We start from the raw sequence: 25,087 nt of genomic DNA, 5'->3' as shown, positions 1-25,087 counted from the left end.
ATAAACAGTTTTTATTATTAACACTTTAAGAGCTGCGAAATACATAAAGTTGAACTAGAAATGGTATTTGATCTATGTATATAATAATATGCGGTCGATAAAATTTCATAAAAAAGAAAAGGCTGAGACACTTCAACTTGTCTCAGCCTTTTTTGTCAGAACGAAATGAAAAAATGGTTTTAAATAAATTAGATTCCAATATTTCACTCCGATTTGTTAGTTCAAGAAGTTTGTATATCAGACTTGCTTATACTAAGTGAATAATAATGAGATAATATAAGCACTAATACCAACTAAAATACAATACAGAAGTGCAGGTCCTAATGTTTTTCTTATGACACTACCTTCTTTACCTGGCATATTAACCACTGCACACACTGCTACTACATTGTGCACACAAATCATATTACCAGCAGCTGCACCAATGATTTGTGCAGCTAATACAATAAATGGATCTCCACCAATAGAGTTGGCGATATTTAATTGAATAGGCGAGAAGGTCAACGTTGAAACAGTTGCACTACCTGTAATAAATGAACCTAAAGTACCTAAGAATGGTGCGACAAATAGCCAAATAGGACCTAAAGTGTTGGCCATATTTTTGGCGATGTATTCTGGCATGCTAATTAAATCATGTGCATTTATACCAGAGTTAATAAAAACATGTACCATAGCGAGTGTAGCAATAAGTGTAATACCAGTAATTTTTATTGTGGATAGAGACGTTAAACTTGCATTACCAAAATCCTTAATAGATTTTCTTTGAACTATAATCGCAAAAATTGCAGATAATAATAAAATTGTTCCAGGTGAATAAAGAAATTGCCATTCAGATGATATTTCAGAGAAATTTAAAATATTATTCCAAGAAAAATCAAGGACATGTGTGGTGAAATATTCAATACTTGGCACCGTTCTCGTTAATAGAAGTAAGATAACAACCATTACATAAGGTGCCCAAGCAGTTAGTAAACTCATAGAATGTTCCGTACTATCTGCTTCGTATGTGTCATCTAAGCCATCTCTCCACACTGTTTTAGGCAATAACCACCCCTTACTTGCAGTTAAGACTGCTACTACAAGTCCTGTTAATGATCCTAATATAGCAACAAATTCTGCACCAAATACATGTGCATATACAAAGGCAGACACGGCATATACAATACCTATTAAAGCTAGCCACGGCAAAATTTCAATAATAGATTTTAGTTTCTTGTTTTTTCCAAAGAAAATCACCATTGTAGCGATTACGATAATAGGTATGAAAATACCACTTAATAAATCTAATACAGTTATTTGTTCAGCTGTAGACTGGAAAAACGATTGATTTGCTTCTTTTAAAGTACTCAACCCAACAATAACTGGTGTACCTACAGCTCCGAAAGACACGGCAATACTGTCGGCAATTAATGCTGTAACAACAGCAATCATAGGTCTAAAACCTAAAGCAACCATTAAAGGTGCCGTAACCATTGCTGGTGTACCAAATCCTGAAGCACCTTCAATAAGTGAACCAAATAAGAAAGCGACAATAATTACTTGGACACGCATATCTGGTGAAATTTTTTTAAATCCTGCATTTATACGGTTTACGGCACCTGTCTGACGTAATGTATTAAGTAAAACGAGCGCTCCGAATAAAATGTAAAGTATCGTTAATGTTTTATGTGTACCTTGAAGTATAGAAGCAATAACGACATTACCTTGCATCCCCCATACAAATATCCCTAAAATTGTAACAACGATAGCGCTAATAATCATTCCTTTTAAAGCAGACATACGTAAGAGTACGAGAAATAAAAAAGGTACGATTACTGCACTGAAAGCAACTAATAACATCATTTTATATAAAACTCCCTCATAAAAATTTAATAATCATCTAGTCATATGATGTTTAAATAACTTTCATTGTAAACGTTTACAAATAAATTTTCAATCATGTATAAAAAATATATTTTTAATCTAAAAAAATTAAGTGTTATGCATATATTTTTTCTTTAACTTTAACAGTCTATATTTATTGATTTTATTCATTTGTGTCGTAAAACGAAAATAAATGAAAATAAATTTGCGTTATTAGAAAAAATATAATAATATAATGATAATATTTGAAAGCGTTTACAAAGTAATAGTCGCAAAAATCGGAAGAAAATATTTAAATCAATTCTAATATCAATGATTGATTTATAAGGGGTGCGTAATATGAGTGATAAATTAACTAAAATGGGCATGCCTCCAACGTTATTTTGGGGATATGTTGGTGTATTAATATTTATGATGGGGGATGGTCTGGAGTTAGCATGGATTATTCCTTATTTACATGATCATGGTCTGTCCGTGCAACAAACAGCGATTTTGACAACATGTTATGGTGTGACGATAGCCATTGGGTCTTGGTTATCAGGTGTCTTGGTAGAAATTATTGGTCCAAGAAAAGTAATGCTATTAGGGACTGGGTTATATATCATAGGTCATGCAATATTCGTTGGTTTGGCAATTCCAACGATGAACTACAATATCATGATTCCTTCTTATGCAATAAGAGGTTTTGGCTATCCATTATTTGCTTATTCTTTTTTGGTTTGGGTTGCTTATCGTTCTCCGCAAAAACGTTTAGGCGCTGCAGTAGGATGGTTTTGGTTTGTGTTTACAGGAGGGCTTAGTGTTCTAGGATCATTTTATTCTTCGTTTGCAATTCAGTTATTTGGACATTTCTTTACATTATGGACTGCGATTATTTGGGTGTTAATAGGAACATTTTTAGCAGTTTTTGTAAATAGAGATCAGTTTATTATTGAAGAAAATGTCACGGCTTTAAAGAACACTTTAGTGAAGTGCTTGCAGGTATAACGATACTAAAAAGAGAACCGCGTGTTGCAGTGGCATGTGTTGTTAGAGTCATTAACCAAGCAGCACAGTATGCTTTTCCATTATTCCTGCCGATTTATTTAGCTTCCAAAGGAATTGCGACTACAACTTGGTTAAATATTTGGGGAACAATTTTTATTGCTAATATTATTTTCAATCTAATTTTCGGTGCGTTGAGTGATAAAATTGGCTGGAAAAATACAATTTCCTATATTGGTGGTGTAGGATGTGCAATATTTACGTTAGGGCTGTATTTTGTCCCTGAACTATTTACAGGTAATGTCTTTATTGTCGGTGCTGTAGGATTTTTATGGGGCATGTGTTTAGCAGGCTTTGTCCCTATTTCTGCGCTTGTTCCTTCATTAGTTCATGATGGGGATAAGGGGCCTGCAATGGCAATTTTAAATTTAGGAGCTGGTCTTTGTGTATTTGCAGGACCAGGATTAGTGGCATTGTTTTATGACAGTATTGGTGTGAAAGGTATGATGTACTTAATATTTGGATTATATGTTGCTAGTGCAATCATGACACGCTTTTTAAAAACACCAGAAGAAAGAGCACGAAAGAAAGCTGAAAATTTTGCATCATAGCGTAAAGTATTTATGTAGAAGCTATGAAAAAGTAAGTACTTGGTTTGGTAAATGATATAACTAATAGTATGAGTTTGAGATTAGTAAATAATAAAAAACAGGCATGCAGTTTCAAAATGATAGATTTTGATATTGTATGCCTATTTTTTATTCATTTTTAAAGGATGATTATGCAATGATTTTGAGATGATGTGGGATAAAGAGAGTTATTTTTCTTGGAAACCACCTGAAACAAAATGAGCAGCAATTTGCTTAATAGTGGCAAATAATAAATCTAACATATATTCACCTCCAATGAGCTAGTGACTACATCATTAATTTACTATATATCCTTAAAATATAGTGTGAGAAAGCACAACTTAGTTAAATGATTGCCATGGTGTTTATTGTCAGAAATCTTGCTTGCTTAACCGTTGTAAATGAGGTCGTGATTGTATATAGATATATTTTTAAAGTAGATTACACTTTGTTGATTTTATAAAAATATTTAAAAATATACAAAAAAAGGTATATTTATACTTGAGAATAACTTTATTTAAGTTTAATATGTATATAAATCTTATAAAAATATTGGAGTGATGAAATTGGGGCGTACACAACAGATTTAAAAAAATTAGCATTGTTAAAAGGTAAGAGTTTTTTGAAAACGAGTGACTTTACTGCAGACGAATTAGTAACATTGATCGACTTTACCGGAGAATTAAAAGAAAAGAAAAAGCATGGCATTCCACACCCTTATCTTAAAGGTAAGAATATTGCTTTATTATTTGAAAAACCATCTACAAGAACACGTTCAGCATTTAGTGTAGCAGCTAATGATTTAGGTGCATTTCCAGATTATTTTGGTCAAGGTGAAATTCACTTAGGTGTCAAAGAATCAATAGCGGATACAGCAAAAGTATTAGGTAGTATGTATGATGGTATTGAATTTAGAGGTTTTTATCAAAAAGATGTAGAAAGTATAGCGCAACATGCTAAAGTTCCAGTATGGAATGGTTTAACGAACGAATGGCATCCTACTCAAATGATTGCAGACTTTTATACTTTAAAAGAACATCTAGGTACATTACAAGGTAAGACATTGACTTATGTTGGTGATGCAAGAAATAATGTGGCGCATGATTTATTAGTTACCGGTGCAATATTAGGTATGAATATTCATATTGCAGCCCCCAAATCGCTACAGCCTGATCAAGATATTCAGCAACTCGCTAAAAATTACGCAACACAATCTCATAGTAATATTTTAATTACGGATAATATTCAACAAGCAGTTTATAAAACAGATGCAATATATACAGATGTTTGGTTTTCAATGGGAGAAGATGAATCAGTTCAAACACAGCGTATTGATAAATTACTTCCATATCAAATTAATGAAGCTATGCTTGTCAATACAATGAATCCGGATGTTATTGTATTACATTGTTTGCCAGCTTTTCATGATGTGCATACAAAAGTAGGACAACAAATCTATAAGACCCATGGATTAACTGAAATGGAGATAACAGATGATGTGTTTAAGGGTGAACATGCTGTTATATTTGAACAAGCGGAAAATAGATTACATTCAATCAAAGCAATTATGGCTGGAACATTAGGAGATATTTTTTAGCACCATATCACAATTGAATAATTATAGAACCTCACAAAGTAAAATGACTTTGTGAGGTTTTTTGTATTTAAAAAAGTTATCTATTTTATGAAAAAGTTTTTCATGACGATAATTTATATTGATTAATATTTTCTTTGATTGTATATTTATGGTAATTAGGAGGTTGATGACTATGAGTAAATTGTTTGAAAAGGCGCAACAATTTGGTAAATCATTTATGTTGCCTATCGCTATATTACCGGCAGCTGGATTATTGTTGGGAATTGGTGGCGCATTAAGTAATCCAAATACAATCAAAACTTATCCCGTGTTAGATATTACTTTATTACAAAATATATTTGTCCTTATGTCATCTGCAGGTAATATTGTATTTCAAAATTCACCAGTAATTTTTGCTATAGGTGTTGCTATAGGATTAGCTAGAAGTGATAAAGGTACTGCAGGGTTAGCAGCAATGCTAGGATTCCTGATTATGAACGCTTCGATGAATGGGTTGTTGATCATTACAGATACATTAGCAAAAGGCAATTTGGCAGAAGAAGGATAAAGTATGGTGCTTGGCATTCAAACAGTAGAAACGGGCGTGTTTGGAGGAATTATAACAGGTGTTATGACAGCGCTTTTACATAATAAATATCACAAGATATCACTTCCGTCGTATTTAGGATTCTTTGGAGGATCTCGTTTTGTGCCAATTATCACAGCAATCTCTGCAATCATACTCGGGGTTATCATGTTCTTTATTTGGCCTACAGTGCAAGGATGGATATTTGGCGTTGGCGGTATCGTAGATAAAACTGGTGTCATTGGTACTTTTTTCTTTGGATTTATATTAAGACTGTTGGGACCATTCGGTTTACATCACATTTTCTATTTACCGTTTTGGCAAACTGCATTAGGTGGCTCATTAGAAGTCAAAGGTCATCTTGTTCAAGGTACACAAAATATTTTCTTTGCTCAACTAGGTGATCCAGACGTAACGAAATACTATTCAGGTGTTTCGCGCTATATGTCAGGGCGTTTTATTACAATGATGTTTGGCCTATGTGGTGCAGCTTTAGCAATTTATCATACTGCTAAACCGCAACATAAAAAAGTCGTTGGCGGTTTAATGTTATCGGCTGCTTTAACTTCATTTTTAACAGGTATTACAGAACCGCTAGAGTTCAGCTTTTTATTTGTTGCACCTGTTTTATATGTGATACATGCATTTTTAGATGGTTTAGCTTTTATGATGGCAGACATATTTAATATTACGATAGGTCAAACATTTAGTGGTGGGTTTATAGACTTTTTATTATTCGGCGTTTTGCAAGGTAACGCTAAGACGAATTTTTTATGGGTGATACCGATTGGCATCCTTTGGTTTATTTTATATTATGTTATTTTTAGATTTTTAATTAACAAATTCAATTTTAAAACACCTGGTAGAGAAGCAGAAGCAACTACAGAAACCGATGAAACAACAGAACGTGCTAAAACAATTATCAAGGGATTAGGCGGTAAAGAAAATATAGATATTGTCGATTGTTGTGCTACAAGACTAAGAGTGACGTTAAAGTCGGATGAACCTGTCAATAAACAAGTGCTTAATTCGACCGAGGCTAGAGGCATTATTCAGAAAGGTAATGGTGTACAAATTATTTATGGGCCACATGTCACAACGATAAAAAATGAAGTAGAAGAATTGCTAGAAAGCGAGCAAGTGTAATTAATAAAATAGTCAATTTGTCATTAAACAAAGGTAATATGTAGAAAGTGATTGGTGAGCTTATGTATATTTTAAATTTAGAGAACCGGCAACTTGCAAGTCAATATGTTGCGATTGAACTATTAAAACAAATGAAATTAAAACCAAATTCAGTATTGGGGCTTGCTACAGGAAATACTATGATAGATGTTTATAAGTATTTAAAAACATTAATCAACAATAATCATTTGCAACTAGATCAAATAGTGACATTTAATTTGGATGAATATGTGGGTTTGAGCGCAGACAATGAACAAAGTTATCACGCTTATATGTATCAACAGTTATTTAAACATCATCAAACGTGGCATAAAGAAAATATATTTATACCACAAGGAGATACCGGTAATATAGAACAAGAATGCTTAATGTATGAACAATATTTAAAAGATAAAGGCCCTGCAGATATACAAATTTTAGGTATTGGTGAAAACGGCCATATAGGATTTAATGAGCCTGGTTCGTTGTTTGAAAGTGTCACAAGAGTTGTAGATTTATCTTCTTCAACGATTAATGCAAATAGTCGTTATTTTGATTCAATAGAAGATGTTCCTAAGCAAGCAATTTCTATGGGACTGGCATCTATTATGCGTGCGAAACGTATTATTTTGTTAGCGATGGGTGAAAATAAAAAAGAAGCCATTTCGCAATTAATAGAAGGAGATATATCTGAGGTATTACCAGCATCTATATTACATCAACACCCACATGTTGAAGTGATTGTAGATAATGAAGTATTCGAAGCTTTAGATCAAAATAAAGTTCAGCGCTTAGAAAGGCATTTGTCATAAAGATATTTGAAACCGTTGTGTTTTGGCAAGACGCTTAATGTAACAGGACAAGCTGAAGCCTATAGACTAAAGTCGTCCCTTAAGAAAGCGAGCCAACAATACGAAGTATTAAATAAAAAAGAAGCACTCAGATGAATTGAATTGTACTGAACCCTAAAAGTTGTACTTTGGTTTAGTATAATATTTCGAAGGTTTGTTTCCTAAAATTTTTAGGAGATAGGCCTTTTAATTTTGATTTAATTCTTTCATTATTATAAAAATAATATAAAACTTTATCACTGAATGACAACTAGGAAACATTAATTGTAAAAATTAAGTATTGTAATCACACTTAGGTATAAAAAACGATAAATCAAGAAATATTTACAACAACATTAATAATTTTTATTATAATTTAGTTAAAGGTAATCAACCTTTAATAAATAATATATCGAGGAATGAGGTGTGTTAAATGTCTGATTTCGTAAACGCAATCAGTGAAGCTGTAAAAGCAGGTTTAAGTGCTGACTGGGTAACAATGGGAACTAGCATTGCGGATGCATTAGCTAAAGGCGCTGACTTCATCTTAGGTTTCTTTAACTAATAAATATTGAAAGAGGCTGAGACAAATTGAATTGTCTCAGCCTTTTATTATTTGATTACAGGAATGGACGACGAAATCATTTTAAATAAATTTAATTTCTGTAACACTCTTTTTTAATATTATAATACTAAACCAACTATTGATGCTGAAATAATTGGAGCAAGTGTAGAACCTAGCAACAAGCGTAGGGCAAACGAAGCCACCTTATTACCTTGTGCATCACTAAATCCTTTGATAGCGCCAACGATAATGCCTACAGTACCAAAATTAGCAAAACTAACAAGATAGACAGAAATGATACCTTGTGTACGTTGTGTTAAATCTCCAGCTAATTTTTGGAAGTCTAACATAGCAACAAATTCATTAGTAATTAATTTAGTTGCCATCAATGATCCCGCTTGAACTGCTTCGTTCCAAGGAACACCTATAATAAAAGCAATCGGTGCAAAAATAAAGCCGATTAATTGTTTGAAATCTAAACCAACAAAATTAAATAACACTGTGACTGCTTCCATCAAGGAGATAAATGCAAGTAACATAATAGCGACACTTACGGCAATTTTAAAACCATCTTTAGCACTATCACCAATCATTTGGAAAAATGGAACCTTTTTCGACTTTGTTTCATCACTATTTGAATTGCTTTTAGCTGTGGATGAGTTGGAAAACTCCACATCACTATCATCTGATTGATATGGATTGATGACACTTGCAATAATTAATGCACTGAAAATATTGAGCATAACGGCAGTAACAACATATTTAGGTTCAATCATTTGCATATATGAACCTAACATAGCCATACTGACAGCACTCATACCAGAAGTGGTAATCGTATATAATTTCTCTTTAGATAATTTAGGAATCATTTCTTTAATAGTTAAATAAACTTCTGGCTGTCCTAACATCGACGTTGAGATTGCAAAGTAACTTTCGAGACGGCCCATACGTGTGATTTTATTGATAATAATACCAACATATTTAATGATAAACGGAAGAATTTTAAAATAGTTTAATACACCGATTAGTACTGAAATAAATACTAAAGGTAGTAACACTGTAATAAAGAAAGTTGAAGCACCTTTGTTTTGTAAACCGCCGAAGACAAAATCGATACCAGCTTTACTAATATTGATTAATTCTTCAAAAAATGAACCTAGTGTTGTTAATATCGTTAAACCAATAGTCGTATTCATCATGAATAATACAATGACGATTTGAACGATTAACATAATTACTGGTTTTTTGAAATCAATTGCCTTTCTGTTATAGCTAAATAAAAAAGCGATGAATAACGCAAAAAGTATACCAGTAATGGCAAATATGATTGACATAAGTATCACCTACAATTTATTGAAAGCAACTGCAATTTTAGCTCCAAGTACCGCATTGTTTTCAACTAGTTTGATATTTGTATTTAAACTCTTGCCTTCAGACTTTTCGACAATTTTACTGAGTAAAAATGGCGTAGAATCTTTACCACTAATACCTTGCGTTTCTGCTTCTTTAACTGCTTCTTCAATAATGCCGCCAATATATGATTTTGGTAGTTCATCTTCTTTCGGAACTGGATTAACGATGACAACACCGCCTTCAATATTTAAATCATTTTTAATTTTACAAATACGTGCGATGTCGTCTGGGTTTTCAGAAGAACTGTTTAATTTAATACCGCTTTGTCTTGTGAAGAACGCTGGTAATTCATCTGTTTGGTAACCAATTACTGGTACACCTTTTGTTTCAAGATATTCCATTGTTTTTGGTAAATCTAGAATAGATTTAGCACCTGCACATATTACTGTTACATTTGTTTTACCTAATTCTTCTAAGTCTGCTGAGATATCCATAGTGTTTTCAACGCCCCTATGTACACCACCAATACCACCAGTTACAAAGAATTGAATTTCTGCTAATTCTGCACTCATCATTGTTGATGCAACAGTAGTTGCGCCAATCTGTTTAGTAGCGAGTACTTCTGCAAAATCACGACGTGAAACTTTTGCAACATTATCACTTTTAGCAAGTAATTCTAGTTCATCATTTTCCAGTCCAATTTTAATCTTTCCATCAATTAATGCAATTGTTGCTGGAATAGCGCCATATTCACGTATGATATTTTCAACAGTCGTAGCCATTTCTACATTTTGCGGGTATGGCATACCATGTGAAATAATTGTTGATTCTAAGGCTACGATGGGCTTCTTGTCTGCTTTAGCTTGTGCTACTTCTGTGGAAAATTCAATATATTGCTTCATTTTTATAGTCCTCCAAATCTCTAAATAATTGTTTTTTATCTAAGTTTTGCCTCACTGTATATTCTGTTTCAATTGTTTTACGAGAATTAATCATGCCTGCTGTCAGTATGCTTTCGGTATCTAGATCATTTAACCAACTGAAAATGACTGCACTAGAGAAAGCGTCACCAGCACCTGTTACGTCAACGACATGCTTAGAAGGTATGACAGGTTTAATTACTTCTTCGTCATTATTTCTAAAAATAAGTTCTTTTACACCGTTTGTAATAACGATATTTGAAACACCCAACTGATTCCATTTCTGTGCAGCTTTACGCAAATCATCAGTGTCTTGTATGTTCATATTTAAATAAGTTTCTGTTTCACCTCTATTGATAATGAGCCAATCGATAGCATGTAACGAATCAGGCATGTTTTTCATTTTTGGGGATGAAACTGGAATCACTATTAATTTAATACTATGTTTTTCTGAATAGGCACATAAAAAATCCATTGCACTTTTTGAAATATTGAGGTCTGCGATGATACATTTTGCTTTTATTAATAAGTGTGTACGCTTAATTAAAAATTCTGGAGTGATATAATCATAGACCTCCATATCTGCTAAGCCATATTCCATATTACCGTCGCTATTGATTAATGCAGTATAGGAACCAGTGTTTGCATTTTCAATTTGTTGAACGTGGTCTAAATTCATGAATGGGGTTGATAATTTGTGAATCATATCCCACTCACTATCATTGCCACTCACAGATAAAAATGCGACTGTTTCTCCCATACGGCCTAGATTCTCAGCAATGTTGCGCGCAACACCACCTATAGATCTCGTTGAGGTAACAGGATTAGACGTTTCTAATTGTAAGTCGCTATGAACATAAAATTTTCTGTCTAAGTTCGCAGCGCCAATGCACACAATTGGATAATCTTCATTTAAAACATATGCTTTTCCTAAAACATATTCTTTACGAATAAGTCCGGATATAATATTTGCAACTGCTGGCCTAGATAATCCAATGGACTGTGCTAATTCTTGTTGTGAAATGAATGGATTTTCCTGAATACGATTTAAAACTGCTTGTTCATTTTTATTCATATGGCAACCTCCTTTATGCAAAATTAAACTTAAGTTTACAAATTAAACATTTGTTTAAGTTGATAAGATAAGAGCATGAATATTCTTAATTGTATACGCTTACATATAATAGTTCGTAAAATTGTAATATCTATATAACTGCGAAATATCAATTTGAATATGCTACATATTGCTGGAAATCAGGAGTTTTATGGCTTTTTATAATTCGTGTAATTTATTAAATTAGTTTGAATGAAAATTTTTTTCAATTAATAACAATAATTTTATGTTTGAATTGTGGAAAGTATATTTTAAACGTTAATGAAATTAAATAGAAAGGAGGGGGGGTTATAAAAAGATATATATTTAATAGTTTTTATAACTAATAAAAAGCTAGGGAAACGAGAGATTAAGGTAACAGATAGACATGTCAGACAGCAGGTGAAAATAAAAACTGTCGACAAGGCGAGCCCTTAGTCGACAGTTTTTATTTTGAGAGTATCATCTATATTTTATATTTTTTGAAAACATATATTAATTTTACATGCTAACTTTCAGCGTTATCATTATTTGCTTCTTCATCTTTATTAAACAAAGAAGAAAATTTAGATTTTATATCATCTAGCTTACTATTTACTTTATCCAATTCTTCTTGCATTTTATCAGTATTACCATTATCTTTTTGGGTTTTTGCCTGTTTTAAATCATCTATCGTAGTTTGATATTTATCAGCTAAATGATTTGTTTTATTAGAATCAGCTTCTTGTTTTAAACTATCAATCTTATCTTGTAATGCTTGTAATTTAGAATCTGTTACTTCATTAGAGTTTGAAATATCTGTTTTTAATGATTGTATATCATCTTTAACTTGATTGTTCTGACGTTCGAAATTGACATTATCGCCTTGAGTATCATGCGATTGATTTTGATTGGCGGTGGATTGTTCACTTGATTCATTTGCAGTTTGTTGATCATCGTTGCCACCATTCATAAAAGTACTAACTGCAAAGATGACAATGATAACTAATAAAACCACCATACCTAAACCTAGCCAAAATTGTTTGCGTTTTGATTTTTTATTTTCTTCTAATAACTGCAACTCACGTTCGCGATCTCGCTGATTGTAGCTTGTTTCTGACTTGTAATCATTGTACTTATTGTCATTATAAGATTCGCTATTTTTTTCAGTACGACGATAGGGATTGTATAAAATCGTTCCGAAGGTATCTTGTTGTTGCTGGTCATTCACAGTATGAATATTTAAATCCGTATTAGCGTTCCCATATTTGTCTAACGCAATAATTTTTCCATCATCTTCAATTTTTAAAATTTTAGGATAATCATTGAAAGAGTTATTATTAGCCATTTTTTCACCTTCAAATATATTTAGATATTAATTGCTTACTTTTAAATTACCCAACTCTAGTAGTATAAACATTGCTTGTTTTAATAGTCTTTCATATATATTACTTAATTTTTTTAAATATAACATCATCATTTAGACTGAGGTGATGCATTTGGTGATATTTTGTTTTACTTTAACAAAGATATAAATTAAGGAGTGGGACAGAAATCTTTTTAATAAAATTAGATTTCAATCCCACTCCTTTAAATAGTGTGTTTAAGTAATTATGCAATGTAATGGCCACGTTTCAAGTAACAAGTTGGATTACTATTTGTGGTTTGTTAATATCCTGAATCGACTTCTTCACCGTCTTCGTCATATTCAGTAACGTAACCATCCTCATCAATTTTATAAGAACCTGCTAACTCTCCGTCTTTATCTGTGAAGGAGAATCCCCAACCGTCTCCAGTTTTTTCGGGTTCTTTATAAGTATAATTATCTGTATCCAAAGTACTCCCTTCATAAGATTCAACTTTATCAATAACATTATCACGTGTTACTTTTTCATCAGAATTGGAAGTACTATCATCGTCGTCATCAGAATCTGCTTCTTTTTCAATCATTTTATCTTCATAATCGCTTATTGCATCATCGTCAAATGTTAAAGCTACGTCAATTTCATCTTCATCATCATTTGGACTTGAAACATTTTCTACACTAGATTTGAATTGTTTACCCTCAACTTCAGTGGTAGCATAAACTTCGACTTTTTCATCAGGTGCATAAGGGCCGTAAGTGACAGATTCATATTCATCAAAATCTGATTGTTCATTACCATTTATATAAAGTTTAAGTGAATCGGAATCTGCAAAAGATGAATCGATACTAACTGTAAAACGTTTTTGTTTGAATTGCAGATCTGCACTATTACTTTCTGACATATCGATATGAATGACACCATCGAATTTTTTGTTATCAACCTTTTGCGTTGCTTTTAAGTCATATATGCCGATTGGAAAATCATCAAGTGTTTTCGTCTTACCTTGTTTTAACTTAACTTGCGTTGTTTTGTCATTAAGTTTGTAAGATAGTGTCGTGTCTTCTTCTGAAGTAATAGAAACAGGTTCCTCATTAACATTAAAAATGTAATTTTTAAATATACCCCATTTTTTCCCATCTTCGGTGATATTGATTAGAGAAGTATCGCCAACAGTGACAGTTTGTTCGTTTAATTTGTTTTCTTTGATATTTTTTGCACTACTTTGTAGTTCGTCAGCAACACGATCTACGCTATCAGTTTCGTCAATATATTTATAAATAGCCTTAGCTTCATCTTTAGAAATAGCTTCACCATTTGATTTTAAATGGCTAGCTAGACGATCTGTATCTTTGTTTTTTAAATCTTTAGCAATGGTTTCTGCTTGTTTTGTAGGTGATAGTTGCGCGTCTATTATTTTATAAGCCACAAACAAAGCGATAATAATGACTAATATCACTGCAATAATAATAAATAGAAGCCATTTTGATTTATGGTTAGGTGATTGATTATTTGCTCTTTGTTGAATAGGCGTCCCACATTGGGTACAGACGCGTTGACCAGGTTTAATTTCAGCACCACAATTACTACAATACTTCATTTGAAACATCCTCCTTAATAACCTGTATTAAAAAATGAACTTAAATCACTTAATGTATTAGAAACAGTACTTTCCACTATAATAAGTAAAATGATTCCTAAAATGATGATATAGATGAATATAGAATAAATGACAGGCATACGTATAAGTTGGTTGTGGCTGTATTTCGTAATTAAATATATTGGTGCAATTAAAGTGAATAATATAGCAATAATGATAAGGAATATTGCAAAACTTGGTACATGAATTGTTAAAAATAGTAAACCAAGCAAAAGGGTAATGACAGATAAGGTGTTGACTAAAACGAAATCTGAAAATATTTTATGTAACGTCGAATGAATATTCAATATTTTGATAAGTGCATAAGTGATTCCAAATAGTACTGCAATTGTAATTAATAAGAAAAGTGAAATGTTAAACACAACACTTGCTTTACTCGACATGAAATATGCTACTTCTGCAGGTATCAGTATCATTAATAATATGATGGATAAAAGGAACCCCGCTACAATAATACTGAAAAGTGTTTTGTAAGAAAAAAAGTGAGGACTCACAAGTTCTTTATCCGGATGTCTAAAAGCAGTTAAAAAGAACGTTTTAGCTTCATTGAATATGTCTGAAGAATGTTTTGAAAACTGCTCGCTTTTAGGATTAGACTGTGTTGAGTATTGTGTTGATGTTTGTGTTGTATTAGATTGCGTTGGATCTTGTTCAGATTCATATTTCGATTTGTTTTTAGTTTCATTCGTTGTATTCGTTTGATGAGATAATTTTGTACCACACTCTCCACAAAATAAATCTGATGCTTCAATAGGATTTCCACATTTTGGACACTGCATAAGGCTTCCCCCTTGTAATATGTATATTAAAATATAATATCACATTTATATTTGCGATACACTACTGTTTTGAAAATTAACTAAATTTAAATTCAAAAAATTATAAATGTAAATAGAAGTAGTTTTTTATTTAAAAAAGAATAATAATAAATAGAGGGTGTGTATAATGAAATGAAGAGAAATACAGTGCAGTTATTACGAAGAAAAAAACATTATTATTATATAATGTAGTTATAATAAATAAAATGGCAACTAAAGTATATATTAAGGAGTGGAATCCGAATGGTTAAGCGATTATTGAGTAACAATGCTTCAGAACTACTAGCAATGACAGGTGAAGAATTAAAACAGAGTATTAAAGCTAGTGCTGGACGCGTGGTTTTATCTGAAAATATAGTAACAGAAACACCTGTCGTGCCAGATATTACCAATGCTGAAATAGCGCGTGCGTTTGGTGCCGATTTGATTTTGTTAAATGGCTTCGATGCATTTCATCCAAAAGTGAAAAATATAGAAGAACATGAACAGGTTATAGAAACATTAAAACAATTCGTTGGTAGACCCATTGGCGTGAACTTAGAACCTGTTGATGACGGAACAAATATGTATGATCAACACTTAGAAATTGCAGAAGGACGTCAAGCAAGTCCTGAAACGGTTCAAGTACTTGAAACATTAGGGGTCAACTTTATATGTATGACAGGAAACCCGGCAACTGGTGTATCTAATAAGAAAATAGTTGAAGCAATCCAAAATACAAGAAATCATTTTTCTGGTTTGATTATCGCTGGAAAAATGCATAGTTCAGGTGTGGATGAACCTGTGATTACAAGAGAATATGTAAGGAAATTTATTGAAGCGGGTGCTGATATTATACTGGTACCCGCTGTGGGGACAGTGCCAGGTTTCGATGAAGCGCAACTTAAAGACATTGTCAAAGAAGTTCATCGTAAAGAGGGGCTTGTCATGTCAGCAATTGGTACGAGTCAAGAAAGCGCTGATCCAAGTACTATTAGAGATTTTGCCATTCGAAATAAAATATGTGGTGTGGATATTCAACATATTGGTGATGGAAGTTTCTGTGGTTTAGCACCTGTGGAAAATATATTTGAATTAAGTAAGGCATTGCGTGGAGAAAGACACACGTTGTCAATGATTGCCCGTTCTATTAATCGCTAACAAAAGTGGAATATATAAATTCCTGTTTTCAAATATTAATTGATTTATTTTAGATTAATTAAATATATCAAAAAGTATTTTTTTTGTGTTTAGAAAAGTTTAGCAATAATAACTCAATTGAAATAAATACTTATAAGTTATAGGACATCAAAAAAATGAAGATATAGAGGAGAGAATGCAACACATTAATGTTGAATTCTCTTTTTTTATATTTAATCGATATTTTTTATATAAAATGATTATTCAATAAATTATAATTTGAAAAAGTGATCGTTTATGTTAGATGTGCAACTTTTCGGATTATGAGACGAAAGAGATTACACATCCAAAATTTAAAGTAAGCGGTTACAATAAATATGTAAGGAGGTTGCTCATGTGTTAAGCAAGAGACAGCATCATATATTAACATTCTTACTTGAACGTGAAACGTTTATAACTATTCATCATTTAGCTATTCAATTCAATGTTTCAGAAAGGACGATACAGTACGATTTAGAATATATAGAAAGTATGGCACAAAGCTTAGATTTAACAATTTTTAGAAATAAAAATGAAGGTATAATGATTAAATCTAAAAGTCCCTTGAATGATAACGTTCCGAAATATATGGCGACTTCAATACATTACTCTAAAGAAGAAAGAATACGTTACATCATATTAAAGTTATTTGAATCTAATACACCAACATCTTCTAAGACGTTGGCCGATATGGTATCCGTTACACGTAGAACGATCGTTGAGGATTTAAAAAATGTACAAACTTGGTTATCTTCTTATGATTTAAAGTTAGAATATATTAAAAATAAAGGATTTATCATACAAGGTGAGGAAACAAATTATCGCAAAGCATATGCGACACGTGTCCATGAATATTTTCAAAATCATACACATCAAATAGGACATAAGTTATTTTCGAACAAAGCATTAGAAACGATTCGATTGACGGTAGTGTCGGTATTATTTGAAGCGGATTATCAGTTAGTCCAAAGTGCGATTGATGGTCTAATTTATCATATTTTAATTGCAATACATCGAACTAAAGAAAAATTTGTTTTTGAGATACCTGAATTGGAATATAACAAATTAGCAGAAACGGACCATTTTCGAGTGGCATTACTCATAAAAGCATCTTTGGAAGAAAAACTCGATATACAATTCCCTAAAAGTGAAGCAGGTTTTATTACCTTACATTTGTTAGGTGCTAAAACTTCAGAGATGAATCAAAAACGCGAAACAGTCGATGACTTAGAAATTCTAACCGAACAATTGATAGAACGTATGAGTGGTGACTTAGGTATAGATTTAATTAACGATACTAAATTATTAAATGGTTTAATTGTTCATCTGAGACCAGCTATTCACCGATTGAAATTTGATATGACGCATAATAATCCTCTAACAGATGAAATATTTCAACAGTATCATCACATCGTAGAAAGACTACGCAATCATATTTGGGGCGTTGAAGAGAATTATCGTATTTGTTTCAACAAAGATGAGCTTGCATACATTACGTTACACTTTGCGTCAGCGATTGAACGTATTTCTGCAATTACTACAAATGCTATAAAAGTAGTGCTATTTTGCGGTTCTGGCATCGGTACTTCACAATTATTGAGAAGTAGATTGCGCCATATTTATCCTGAACTTGAAATTGTAGATGCTTATTCAATCTACGAAATTGACGAAACATTATTAAAACATGAAGGCGTTGACTATATCATATCAACAGTACCGTTTGAACATGCGTCGATACCTATACTTAATGTTTCTCCATTTTTAGATAAAGATGATCGACAACAAATTAACACAATCATTAACAATTCAAGAGAACAGTATGTGCATGATATCAAAGGGTTGGGGCCTACCTTGAAAGAAGTCTTACCAGAAAACAGAATTTTAACACAACAACCTTCACTTTATAGAAATGATGCAATAAGGCAAAGTATTGAAGCTTTGGTAGACGCTCAAATTGTTGATTGTATTTATGCCGATGAAATTATTGAACAATTAGATGCATTTGGACCTTATATGGTTATAAGTCCACATATTGCTTTAATTCATGCGCAACCAACGCACGTTAAAGGGACAGTAGGTTTTAGTATTACACATTATCAAAATGGTATTTATTTTGGGCATGAACAATATGATCCTGTTAATATCATCGTTACATTAGCAACCGCTCAACCACAAATTCATTTAAATGCTCTGAGACAACTTAGTGAGCTTATTATGGATGACAAAACTAGAAAGGTATTACTTTCAGGAAATATTGAAGCAATTATGCGCTGTATAAATGACGTGAGTCAACATTAAGGAGGGAAAAAATGACTTTAGAAATTTTATCATCAGATAAAGTGCAAGTACTTGAACAAGTTGAAAGTTGGCGTGAGGCAATTAATATAGCTGCAAGTCCTTTACGAGAACAAGGCTATTTTCAACAAGCGTATATTGATGACATGATTCATAGTGTAGAAAAATTAGGACCTTATATCGTTATTGCTCCAGAAATAGCAATTGCCCATGCTCGACCGAATAATAACGTTAGAAAGATAGGTTTGAGTTTGTTAAAGCTAAATCAACATATTAACTTTTCAGAAGAGGGACACTATGCTTCATTGGTTTTTGTATTAAGTGCTATAGATAATGAAGGACACTTAGAAGTATTGAGAAGTTTAGCTACGACTCTAGGCAATCAGCAGACAGTGAATAATTTATTAAAGGCACAAACATCAAGTGAAATTATAAATATATTTAAAGGAGAATGATGACAATGAAAATTTTAGTAGTATGTGGGCACGGATTAGGAAGTAGTTTTATGGTTGAAATGAATGCACAAGAAGCATTGAAAAATTTAAATGCACCATCAGATATAAAAGTTGAACATAGTGATGTTATGAGTGCAAGTCCTGATATGGCAGACTTATTTATTTGTGGAAGAGATTTAGAAGAAAATACCAAAAAATTAGGTGATGTCATTGTATTAGACAATATATTAGATAAAGAAGAATTACAGCAAAAACTAGATGAAAAATTAAAAGATTTAAATATACTTTAATCATTAATAAGGAGGTAAGATTATGAAGCCAATTCTTGATTTTATCGTCGATATTTTAAGTCAACCTGCGATATTAGTTGCCTTAATTGCATTTATTGGATTAATTGTCCAGAAAAAGTCGGCAACTGATATCACATCAGGTACGATAAAGACGATTCTAGGATTTTTAGTTTTAAGTGCGGGTGCTAATGTAGTAACGCAATCATTAGAACCATTTGGCAAGATTTTCCAGCATGCATTTGGGGTGCAGGGTGTTGTGCCTAATAATGAAGCAATCATATCAATCGCTTTGGAACAATATGGTACGACTGCAGCATTAATCATGGTGTTTGGGATGATTGTGAATATCATTATTGCGCGCATTACGAACTTGAAATATATTTTCTTAACTGGTCACCATACATTTTATATGTCCGCATTTTTAGCAATATTATTGTCCGTTGGTCATGTGACAGGTACATTTACAGTGATTATTGGAGCGATTATTTTAGGTTTGATTATGGCAATACTACCTGCACTAGCACAGCCTACAATGAAAAAAATAACGGGAAATGACCAAGTCGCTTTGGGTCATTTTGGTACATTGAGTTATTGGGCTGCTGGAGAAATAGGTAAATTATTTAAAAGTAAATCAAAATCGACTGAAGATATCAATTTTCCAAAAGGGTTAAGCTTTTTAAGAGAAAGTACGATCAGTATTTCTTTAACAATGACATTGCTTTACTTTGTAGCATCATTGTTTGCTACACCTACTTTCGTGCACTCAGAAATCAGTGATGGACAAAACTTTATTGTGTTTTCACTTATTCAGGGTGTTACATTTGCAGCTGGTGTGTTCATTATCTTAACGGGTGTTCGCTTAATTCTTGCAGAAATAGTACCTGCATTTAAAGGTATATCTGAAAAGTTAGTTCCAAATACAAAACCTGCGTTAGACTGTCCGATAGTCTTCCCTTATGCACAAAATGCAGTGTTAATTGGCTTCTTTGTCAGCTTTATTGTAGGTGTGATTGGGATGTTCATCTTATTCTTATTTGGTGGTGTCGTGATACTTCCAGGTGTGGTGGCACACTTCTTCTTAGGTGCTACAGCAGGGGTCTTTGGTAATGCACGTGGAGGCATTAGAGGTGCGATTGCTGGATCTGCATTAAATGGATTATTAATCACGTTTTTACCATTATTATTCTTGCCATTCTTAGGGGAATTAGGTGGTGCTGCTACTACATTCTCAGACACAGATTTCTTAGTAGTGGGTGTCGTGCTTGGTAATGTAGCGAAATATTTGGGCATCATTGGCATTGTTGGTTTAATTGTTGTTGTCGGTGTGGTGTCAATTTTACTACAAAAACGTTCGAATCAAAAAGCGATGAAAGAACAATAATCATAAAAAACCTAGGCTATGCAAAATCATAGGCCTAGGATTTTTTGTGTTATCTTATTCTTTATAATAAACAAGTTGAGTTGTTGTAGCTAATAATTCTCCATCAGAACTCCAAATTTCGCCAGTTTGGTCATAAAAACCATCATTAAAATTATGTGCTCGCGTGTGTCCTAATACGTGATTAATGCTGTGCTGTGCTAATGTTGCTGTGTCTGAATGAAAGTACACAGTAAGAGAAACTGTACCTATTGGGACAACTTTTTCACGACGGACATATATTCTTGGAAAAAAAGCATCACACATTGAGGCAAGAGATAAATAATCTAAAGTTCTATTTGGTTTGTCTTTCATCCATTGTAATGTAACTGAATCTGCATGATTTGATTTAGTGTAAGCTCTAGGTGCACCTTTTATTATTTTAATATCATATTGATTTACCCAGGGCGGAACTTCTGTTAATGATAAACTGTCTACATTTTCTGCGTTTGGTATTTTTGGCATGTTTAATTCGGTTGAAGACCATGTATCTCTTTTCTTTGCTGTAACTGCAGTCGCTGTAATGACTATCTTATTATGTTGGTGCAGTTCAATATACCAATGTTGTGTAGAGCGATTGGTTCTAACTGGATTGGCATTTATAGTGAATGATCCATCTTTGACAGGTGCTGTGTAATTAACAGTAAATGAAACTGGGTTACCAAGACAATCTGTATGCTCTATAATTGCTCGTAATAATGTTGATGCAATCACACCACCAAAAGGGCCAACCATATTGGCATAATCAGAAGAAGTATGTCCATGATAAACGCCAACTTCTTGTGGTTTTAAGTTTGTTGCGATATCAAAAGGATGTGCGTACGTATTTAATGTCATTTGTATGCCTCCATATAATTTTTAGCTTACGTTTAAGATTTTATTGAAGCATTTCTTTATAAACTTTATGATTTTGATATGAAGTATAAAGTAGTGGTGCATCTAATTGATGTTCTTCGGCTAAATTCAGCAAATAGCCTTGTAAGTGATCGGCTTCAATATTTAAGCCTTTTTCCATATCACGTTGCATGGATGTTTTGAAATGGTAAGATAGCTTAGTAAGTCCTTTCATATATTTATCGACGATTGTTTTATCAATCGGGACTTGGTGACTTCTCATAATGGACGAAACTTCTTCATATAATGATTTGATAAAATCAGTACCACCTTCACTATCACGTATTGGTCCGATTGGCGCATGCATCATTGTAGTTACACTTGATAATACTGTAATCATTAGATATTTTTGCCACATACCACGCTCGATATCTGAAGTTAAAATAAATTCAGATTTTGTATTAGCGAAAGTATCCTCTATCAATTTAGCTCTTTCACTATTTGTGCCATCTAATTCTCCAAAGAAAAGTTTATCGAAATCACTTGTTTGTACGACTTCACCAGTTGCATTTAATGAAGTTTCAATGATGCAATAACCACCCATAATTTTATTTTTACCAAAAACAGCTTGTAATTTTGGAATATGTGCAACACCGTTTAACAGCGGAATAATCACAGTATGATCTCCCACAAACGGTTTCAAGTCATCGATTGCTTGCTCAAGATGATATGATTTTGAAGATAGTAAAATCACATCAAATGGTTCAGTATGATCTTCTCTAGTAACCAATTGTGGGGTGAAACTATAGTCACCATTGTCGCTATGGATGACTAAGCCATTCCTTTCTAAATAAGATTTTCTTTTCGGCCTTACTAAAAAAGTGACATTTTTATGATTCTCTGCTAAACGACCACCAAAGTAGCCTCCAATTCCACCTGCTCCTAGGACTAAAATGCGCATCTCAAACACTCCTTAATCTATGTAATGATTCATATTGCTATTTATATACCACTAAAAGTTCAAAGTTACGCATCAGAAATGAATGAAAAATTAAGGGGGTGTGTTAATCGTATAATGTAATATACAATAAATTTCTAATACCTAAGAACATCTATTCATATTTGAGAAAGAGGGTTAACAATCTATATCAAATTATAAGAGCATTAAATTTTTGCTAATCATATAATGAATTGTCTGGGGAGTTGCAAAATTAAGCGAGGTTTAACGTAGTCCGTTATTTATTGTTAAGCGCTCTGTTTTGATGGTGTTAGTTTATTTAACACACCTGTATTAAAATGTGTTAGACTGAGAACATGCCAAAAATAATTAATCATGAAAAGAAAAAAGAACAAATCATTCAATATGCTTTCGACTCAATTGTAGAAAATGGAGTTAAAGGATCTACTGTAAGACAAATTGCGAAATTAGCTGAAATGACACCTGGACAGATTAGATATTATTTTCCCAATCATTCAGAGTTATTAAATGCTGTAATGTCTACTGTGGAATTAAAAGTAAGAAGGAGAATCGAAGTAATATTTACGTCCGAAAACCTTAATACAATAGACAAAGCAAAAGCAAGTTTACTATCGGTATTACCATTAGATCAAGAAAGGTTAGCTGATATGGAAGTATGGATGGCATTTCGATATGACATACATGAATATGGTCAAAGTACACTTGATGATGGGATAGATCAATTATGTAATAGTGTTTTGACATTATTAAGAAACGAGCATTTGTTGAAAGATAATTTGAATATGCACCTTAATTCTATGAAATTACACGCATTAATTGACGGTTTGGCTTTGCATAAACTACTCAACCCAAACGGGATTTCAAACGATGATATTCAAACAATTGTAGACGAAGAAATAGTTAGATTAACGCAATGAAGGAGGACAGCCCATGAATTTTATCGTATGGCTTATAATTTTTTGTGAAATAGCCTTTTGGGTTGTCATATTACTTGGTTTGGTAACAAGATATATCTTAAAACAACAAAAACTGGGTTTTTTCTTCCTAGCACTTACACCGGTTATAGATTTAATATTGCTTATAACAACAGTTGTAGATCTCATGAATGGTGCAACAGCTGAAACACCGCATGCTATAGCTGCAGTTTATATTTCAGTATCTCTTATATTTGGAAAGAGTATGATAAATTGGGCCGATGATAGATTTAGATATTATGTAATGAAACAAGGTCCCAAACCTTATAAACTCGATGGTTTAGCTTATTCTAAAAAATATTTCAAAAGTTGGTTGAAACATTTACTTTCTTATATTATAGGTACAGGAATTTTACATTTACTTGTCTATTTAATTAATGATAAAAGTCGTACAGAAGCTATGGATGTTGTTATTCATATTTGGACAATTGTCATTATTATAGACTTAATTATTAGTATTTCATATTTTGTGTGGCCGCCTAGAAAAGAAAAAAATCATAATAAATAAGAAAAGAAAAAACGGTATCACAATAATGTCCTTATAATATTTATCGTCCAATAGAGGTCATCGATTGTTCTCCTAAAGTGCAAATGCCATACTATCGTCAGCTTGCTTATGAAGACATGCGTGACGTTTCATTATTGCAATATTTAATGGATGAAACGTATTCATCAGAATCATGCAGTAGAGCTATTTTAAATAACTTGGGTTTAAATGAATAACTTGGGCGTTCTTGTAACGTTTTGAGTGGTGAGGAAAGAACGAAATAATTTTAGCAGTATATTTTTCAGCGAATGCGAATGTGTTAACTTTAGACGAACCAACTAATTTTTTAGATATTAATACGCTAGAACATTAGAAGTGTTTATGAATAAATACCCAGGGATCATCTTATTCACATCACACGATAGAAGATTTGTTGAACATGTGGCAGATAAAAAATAGGAACTAACAGAACAATTTATTTATGATATAACTTAAAAACTAAAGTTTAAAAAATGATATGGATTTAATTTTGTCTTAACAGCATTGTATATAAAATCAATAACTCAACGAACTAAAGAATGCATAGCAGTAAAGTAAACGTTATGATGACAATAGAAATTACGGTTCTAGAAAAATTCATAAGGTTATCATGCGACATGTTAAAAGCGACTTCTTATTATTCAGAAGTCGCTTAATAATTTTAAAGTCTAATATAATACTAGTTGTACAGATTTAATGCTATTTCTTAATTATCGAGATTTCAACTTATGATTGATAGTAAGACTGAAATATTAACGCTAAGAGTCTTTAGGTA

General features: G+C 32.4%; 20 protein-coding genes and 3 pseudogenes. 13 read left to right on the top strand and 10 right to left on the bottom strand.

Going from position 1 to position 25,087, the window contains the following annotated elements:
* Positions 1-252: 252 nt before the first annotated feature.
* Positions 253-1,842, bottom strand: coding sequence for an L-lactate permease (locus CD032_RS08880; protein ID WP_103211387.1), 1,590 nt, complete (start codon positions 1,840-1,842; stop codon positions 253-255).
* Between the two features lie 360 nt (positions 1,843-2,202).
* On the opposite strand from CD032_RS08880, the pseudogene CD032_RS08875 reads away from it, so the two are divergent.
* The 4 genes and pseudogenes from CD032_RS08875 (at position 2,203) to nagB (ending at position 7,614) form a co-directional block, all read left to right on the top strand.
* Positions 2,203-3,458: pseudogene (locus tag CD032_RS08875) on the top strand (MFS transporter).
* A gap of 583 nt (positions 3,459-4,041) precedes the next feature.
* Entirely contained in the window at positions 4,042-5,073 is a 1,032-nt protein-coding gene (argF, locus tag CD032_RS08870) for an ornithine carbamoyltransferase (protein WP_172459307.1), read from the top strand.
* A gap of 172 nt (positions 5,074-5,245) precedes the next feature.
* A pseudogene (locus CD032_RS08865) lies at positions 5,246-6,784 on the top strand (PTS transporter subunit EIIC).
* A gap of 62 nt (positions 6,785-6,846) precedes the next feature.
* The gene (nagB, locus tag CD032_RS08860) at positions 6,847-7,614 is read left to right on the top strand and encodes a glucosamine-6-phosphate deaminase (protein WP_103211385.1); all 768 of its coding nucleotides are present in this window, start codon (positions 6,847-6,849) and stop codon (positions 7,612-7,614) included.
* A gap of 172 nt (positions 7,615-7,786) precedes the next feature.
* Here the strand turns inward: nagB and CD032_RS13620 are convergent, their stop codons facing one another.
* Complete coding sequence (locus tag CD032_RS13620; RefSeq protein ID WP_080760412.1) at positions 7,787-7,903, bottom strand: IS3 family transposase; 117 nt, start codon at positions 7,901-7,903, stop codon at positions 7,787-7,789.
* Positions 7,904-8,065: 162 nt separating this feature from the next.
* On the opposite strand from CD032_RS13620, the gene CD032_RS08850 reads away from it, so the two are divergent.
* Complete coding sequence (locus CD032_RS08850; RefSeq protein WP_019469020.1) at positions 8,066-8,197, top strand: beta-class phenol-soluble modulin; 132 nt, start codon at positions 8,066-8,068, stop codon at positions 8,195-8,197.
* Positions 8,198-8,316: 119 nt separating this feature from the next.
* On the opposite strand, the gene CD032_RS08845 is transcribed toward CD032_RS08850, so the two are convergent.
* The 6 genes from CD032_RS08845 to CD032_RS08820 form a co-directional block, all read right to left on the bottom strand.
* Entirely contained in the window at positions 8,317-9,531 is a 1,215-nt protein-coding gene (locus tag CD032_RS08845; RefSeq protein WP_103211384.1) for a NupC/NupG family nucleoside CNT transporter, read from the bottom strand.
* A gap of 9 nt (positions 9,532-9,540) precedes the next feature.
* Positions 9,541-10,452: a pseudouridine-5'-phosphate glycosidase gene (locus CD032_RS08840; RefSeq protein ID WP_103211383.1), complete on the bottom strand. Its 912-nt coding sequence runs from the start codon at positions 10,450-10,452 to the stop codon at positions 9,541-9,543.
* Positions 10,436-11,545 (bottom strand): carbohydrate kinase, encoded by a 1,110-nt coding sequence (locus CD032_RS08835; protein WP_103211382.1) that lies wholly within the window; start codon positions 11,543-11,545, stop codon positions 10,436-10,438. Before CD032_RS08835 ends, CD032_RS08840 begins: the two co-directional genes overlap by 17 nt.
* 526 nt (positions 11,546-12,071) lie before the next feature.
* Entirely contained in the window at positions 12,072-12,890 is an 819-nt protein-coding gene (locus CD032_RS08830) for a PilN family protein (RefSeq protein ID WP_103211381.1), read from the bottom strand.
* 320 nt (positions 12,891-13,210) lie between these two features.
* Positions 13,211-14,506 (bottom strand): DUF2116 family Zn-ribbon domain-containing protein, encoded by a 1,296-nt coding sequence (locus CD032_RS08825; protein ID WP_103211380.1) that lies wholly within the window; start codon positions 14,504-14,506, stop codon positions 13,211-13,213.
* A 14-nt stretch (positions 14,507-14,520) separates the two neighbouring features.
* Positions 14,521-15,345, bottom strand: a complete 825-nt coding sequence (locus CD032_RS08820) for a zinc ribbon domain-containing protein (protein WP_019469014.1) — start codon at positions 15,343-15,345, stop codon at positions 14,521-14,523.
* A 282-nt stretch (positions 15,346-15,627) separates the two neighbouring features.
* Between CD032_RS08820 and CD032_RS08815 the strand changes: the two genes are divergently transcribed.
* The 5 genes from CD032_RS08815 to ulaA all read left to right on the top strand — a co-directional run bounded on the left by CD032_RS08815 (position 15,628) and on the right by ulaA (position 20,963).
* Positions 15,628-16,524 (top strand): DUF7916 family protein, encoded by an 897-nt coding sequence (locus tag CD032_RS08815; protein WP_019469013.1) that lies wholly within the window; start codon positions 15,628-15,630, stop codon positions 16,522-16,524.
* A 375-nt stretch (positions 16,525-16,899) separates the two neighbouring features.
* Positions 16,900-18,840, top strand: coding sequence for a BglG family transcription antiterminator (locus CD032_RS08810; RefSeq protein ID WP_019469012.1), 1,941 nt, complete (start codon positions 16,900-16,902; stop codon positions 18,838-18,840).
* Between the two features lie 11 nt (positions 18,841-18,851).
* On the top strand, positions 18,852-19,292 hold the full coding sequence (locus CD032_RS08805) for a PTS sugar transporter subunit IIA (protein ID WP_019469011.1): 441 nt from the start codon (positions 18,852-18,854) through the stop codon (positions 19,290-19,292).
* Positions 19,293-19,297: 5 nt separating this feature from the next.
* Entirely contained in the window at positions 19,298-19,582 is a 285-nt protein-coding gene (locus CD032_RS08800; protein WP_019469010.1) for a PTS sugar transporter subunit IIB, read from the top strand.
* A gap of 22 nt (positions 19,583-19,604) precedes the next feature.
* Positions 19,605-20,963 (top strand): PTS ascorbate transporter subunit IIC, encoded by a 1,359-nt coding sequence (ulaA, locus tag CD032_RS08795; RefSeq protein ID WP_019469009.1) that lies wholly within the window; start codon positions 19,605-19,607, stop codon positions 20,961-20,963.
* 54 nt (positions 20,964-21,017) lie between these two features.
* Here ulaA and CD032_RS08790 read toward each other — a convergent pair whose 3' ends face one another.
* Together CD032_RS08790 and panE are read right to left on the bottom strand one after the other, a co-directional pair.
* Complete coding sequence (locus CD032_RS08790) at positions 21,018-21,836, bottom strand: acyl-CoA thioesterase (RefSeq protein ID WP_019469008.1); 819 nt, start codon at positions 21,834-21,836, stop codon at positions 21,018-21,020.
* Positions 21,837-21,876: 40 nt separating this feature from the next.
* Positions 21,877-22,794: a 2-dehydropantoate 2-reductase gene (gene panE, locus CD032_RS08785; protein ID WP_019469007.1), complete on the bottom strand. Its 918-nt coding sequence runs from the start codon at positions 22,792-22,794 to the stop codon at positions 21,877-21,879.
* 353 nt (positions 22,795-23,147) lie between these two features.
* Here panE and CD032_RS08780 point away from each other — a divergent pair, with 353 nt between their 5' ends.
* The 3 genes and pseudogenes from CD032_RS08780 to CD032_RS13160 all read left to right on the top strand — a co-directional run.
* Positions 23,148-23,729 carry a TetR/AcrR family transcriptional regulator gene (locus CD032_RS08780; protein WP_019469006.1) on the top strand — a complete coding sequence of 194 codons (582 nt, stop codon included), beginning with the start codon at positions 23,148-23,150 and terminating at the stop codon, positions 23,727-23,729.
* Positions 23,730-23,742: 13 nt separating this feature from the next.
* Positions 23,743-24,294, top strand: coding sequence for a hypothetical protein (locus CD032_RS08775; RefSeq protein WP_019469005.1), 552 nt, complete (start codon positions 23,743-23,745; stop codon positions 24,292-24,294).
* A 38-nt stretch (positions 24,295-24,332) separates the two neighbouring features.
* Positions 24,333-24,732 (top strand): annotated as a pseudogene (locus CD032_RS13160) (P-loop NTPase family protein); the annotation flags it as partial.
* Positions 24,733-25,087 lie beyond the last annotated feature (355 nt).

Source organism: Staphylococcus cohnii subsp. cohnii, assembly GCF_002902365.1.
Classification (GTDB): domain Bacteria; phylum Bacillota; class Bacilli; order Staphylococcales; family Staphylococcaceae; genus Staphylococcus; species Staphylococcus cohnii.
This window is presented reverse-complemented; position numbering and strand designations above follow the sequence as displayed.

Coding starts and splice junctions, on each gene's coding strand:
- CD032_RS08880 (WP_103211387.1), bottom strand. CDS start 1,842: ATGATGTTATTAGTTGCTTTCAGTGCAGTAATCGTACCTTTTTTATTT.
- nagB (WP_103211385.1), top strand. CDS start 6,847: ATGTATATTTTAAATTTAGAGAACCGGCAACTTGCAAGTCAATATGTT.
- CD032_RS08850 (WP_019469020.1), top strand. CDS start 8,066: ATGTCTGATTTCGTAAACGCAATCAGTGAAGCTGTAAAAGCAGGTTTA.
- CD032_RS08845 (WP_103211384.1), bottom strand. CDS start 9,531: ATGTCAATCATATTTGCCATTACTGGTATACTTTTTGCGTTATTCATC.
- CD032_RS08840 (WP_103211383.1), bottom strand. CDS start 10,452: ATGAAGCAATATATTGAATTTTCCACAGAAGTAGCACAAGCTAAAGCA.
- CD032_RS08835 (WP_103211382.1), bottom strand. CDS start 11,545: ATGAATAAAAATGAACAAGCAGTTTTAAATCGTATTCAGGAAAATCCA.
- CD032_RS08830 (WP_103211381.1), bottom strand. CDS start 12,890: ATGGCTAATAATAACTCTTTCAATGATTATCCTAAAATTTTAAAAATT.
- CD032_RS08825 (WP_103211380.1), bottom strand. CDS start 14,506: ATGAAGTATTGTAGTAATTGTGGTGCTGAAATTAAACCTGGTCAACGC.
- CD032_RS08820 (WP_019469014.1), bottom strand. CDS start 15,345: ATGCAGTGTCCAAAATGTGGAAATCCTATTGAAGCATCAGATTTATTT.
- CD032_RS08815 (WP_019469013.1), top strand. CDS start 15,628: ATGGTTAAGCGATTATTGAGTAACAATGCTTCAGAACTACTAGCAATG.
- CD032_RS08805 (WP_019469011.1), top strand. CDS start 18,852: ATGACTTTAGAAATTTTATCATCAGATAAAGTGCAAGTACTTGAACAA.
- CD032_RS08800 (WP_019469010.1), top strand. CDS start 19,298: ATGAAAATTTTAGTAGTATGTGGGCACGGATTAGGAAGTAGTTTTATG.
- ulaA (WP_019469009.1), top strand. CDS start 19,605: ATGAAGCCAATTCTTGATTTTATCGTCGATATTTTAAGTCAACCTGCG.
- CD032_RS08790 (WP_019469008.1), bottom strand. CDS start 21,836: ATGACATTAAATACGTACGCACATCCTTTTGATATCGCAACAAACTTA.
- panE (WP_019469007.1), bottom strand. CDS start 22,794: ATGCGCATTTTAGTCCTAGGAGCAGGTGGAATTGGAGGCTACTTTGGT.
- CD032_RS08780 (WP_019469006.1), top strand. CDS start 23,148: ATGCCAAAAATAATTAATCATGAAAAGAAAAAAGAACAAATCATTCAA.
- CD032_RS08775 (WP_019469005.1), top strand. CDS start 23,743: ATGAATTTTATCGTATGGCTTATAATTTTTTGTGAAATAGCCTTTTGG.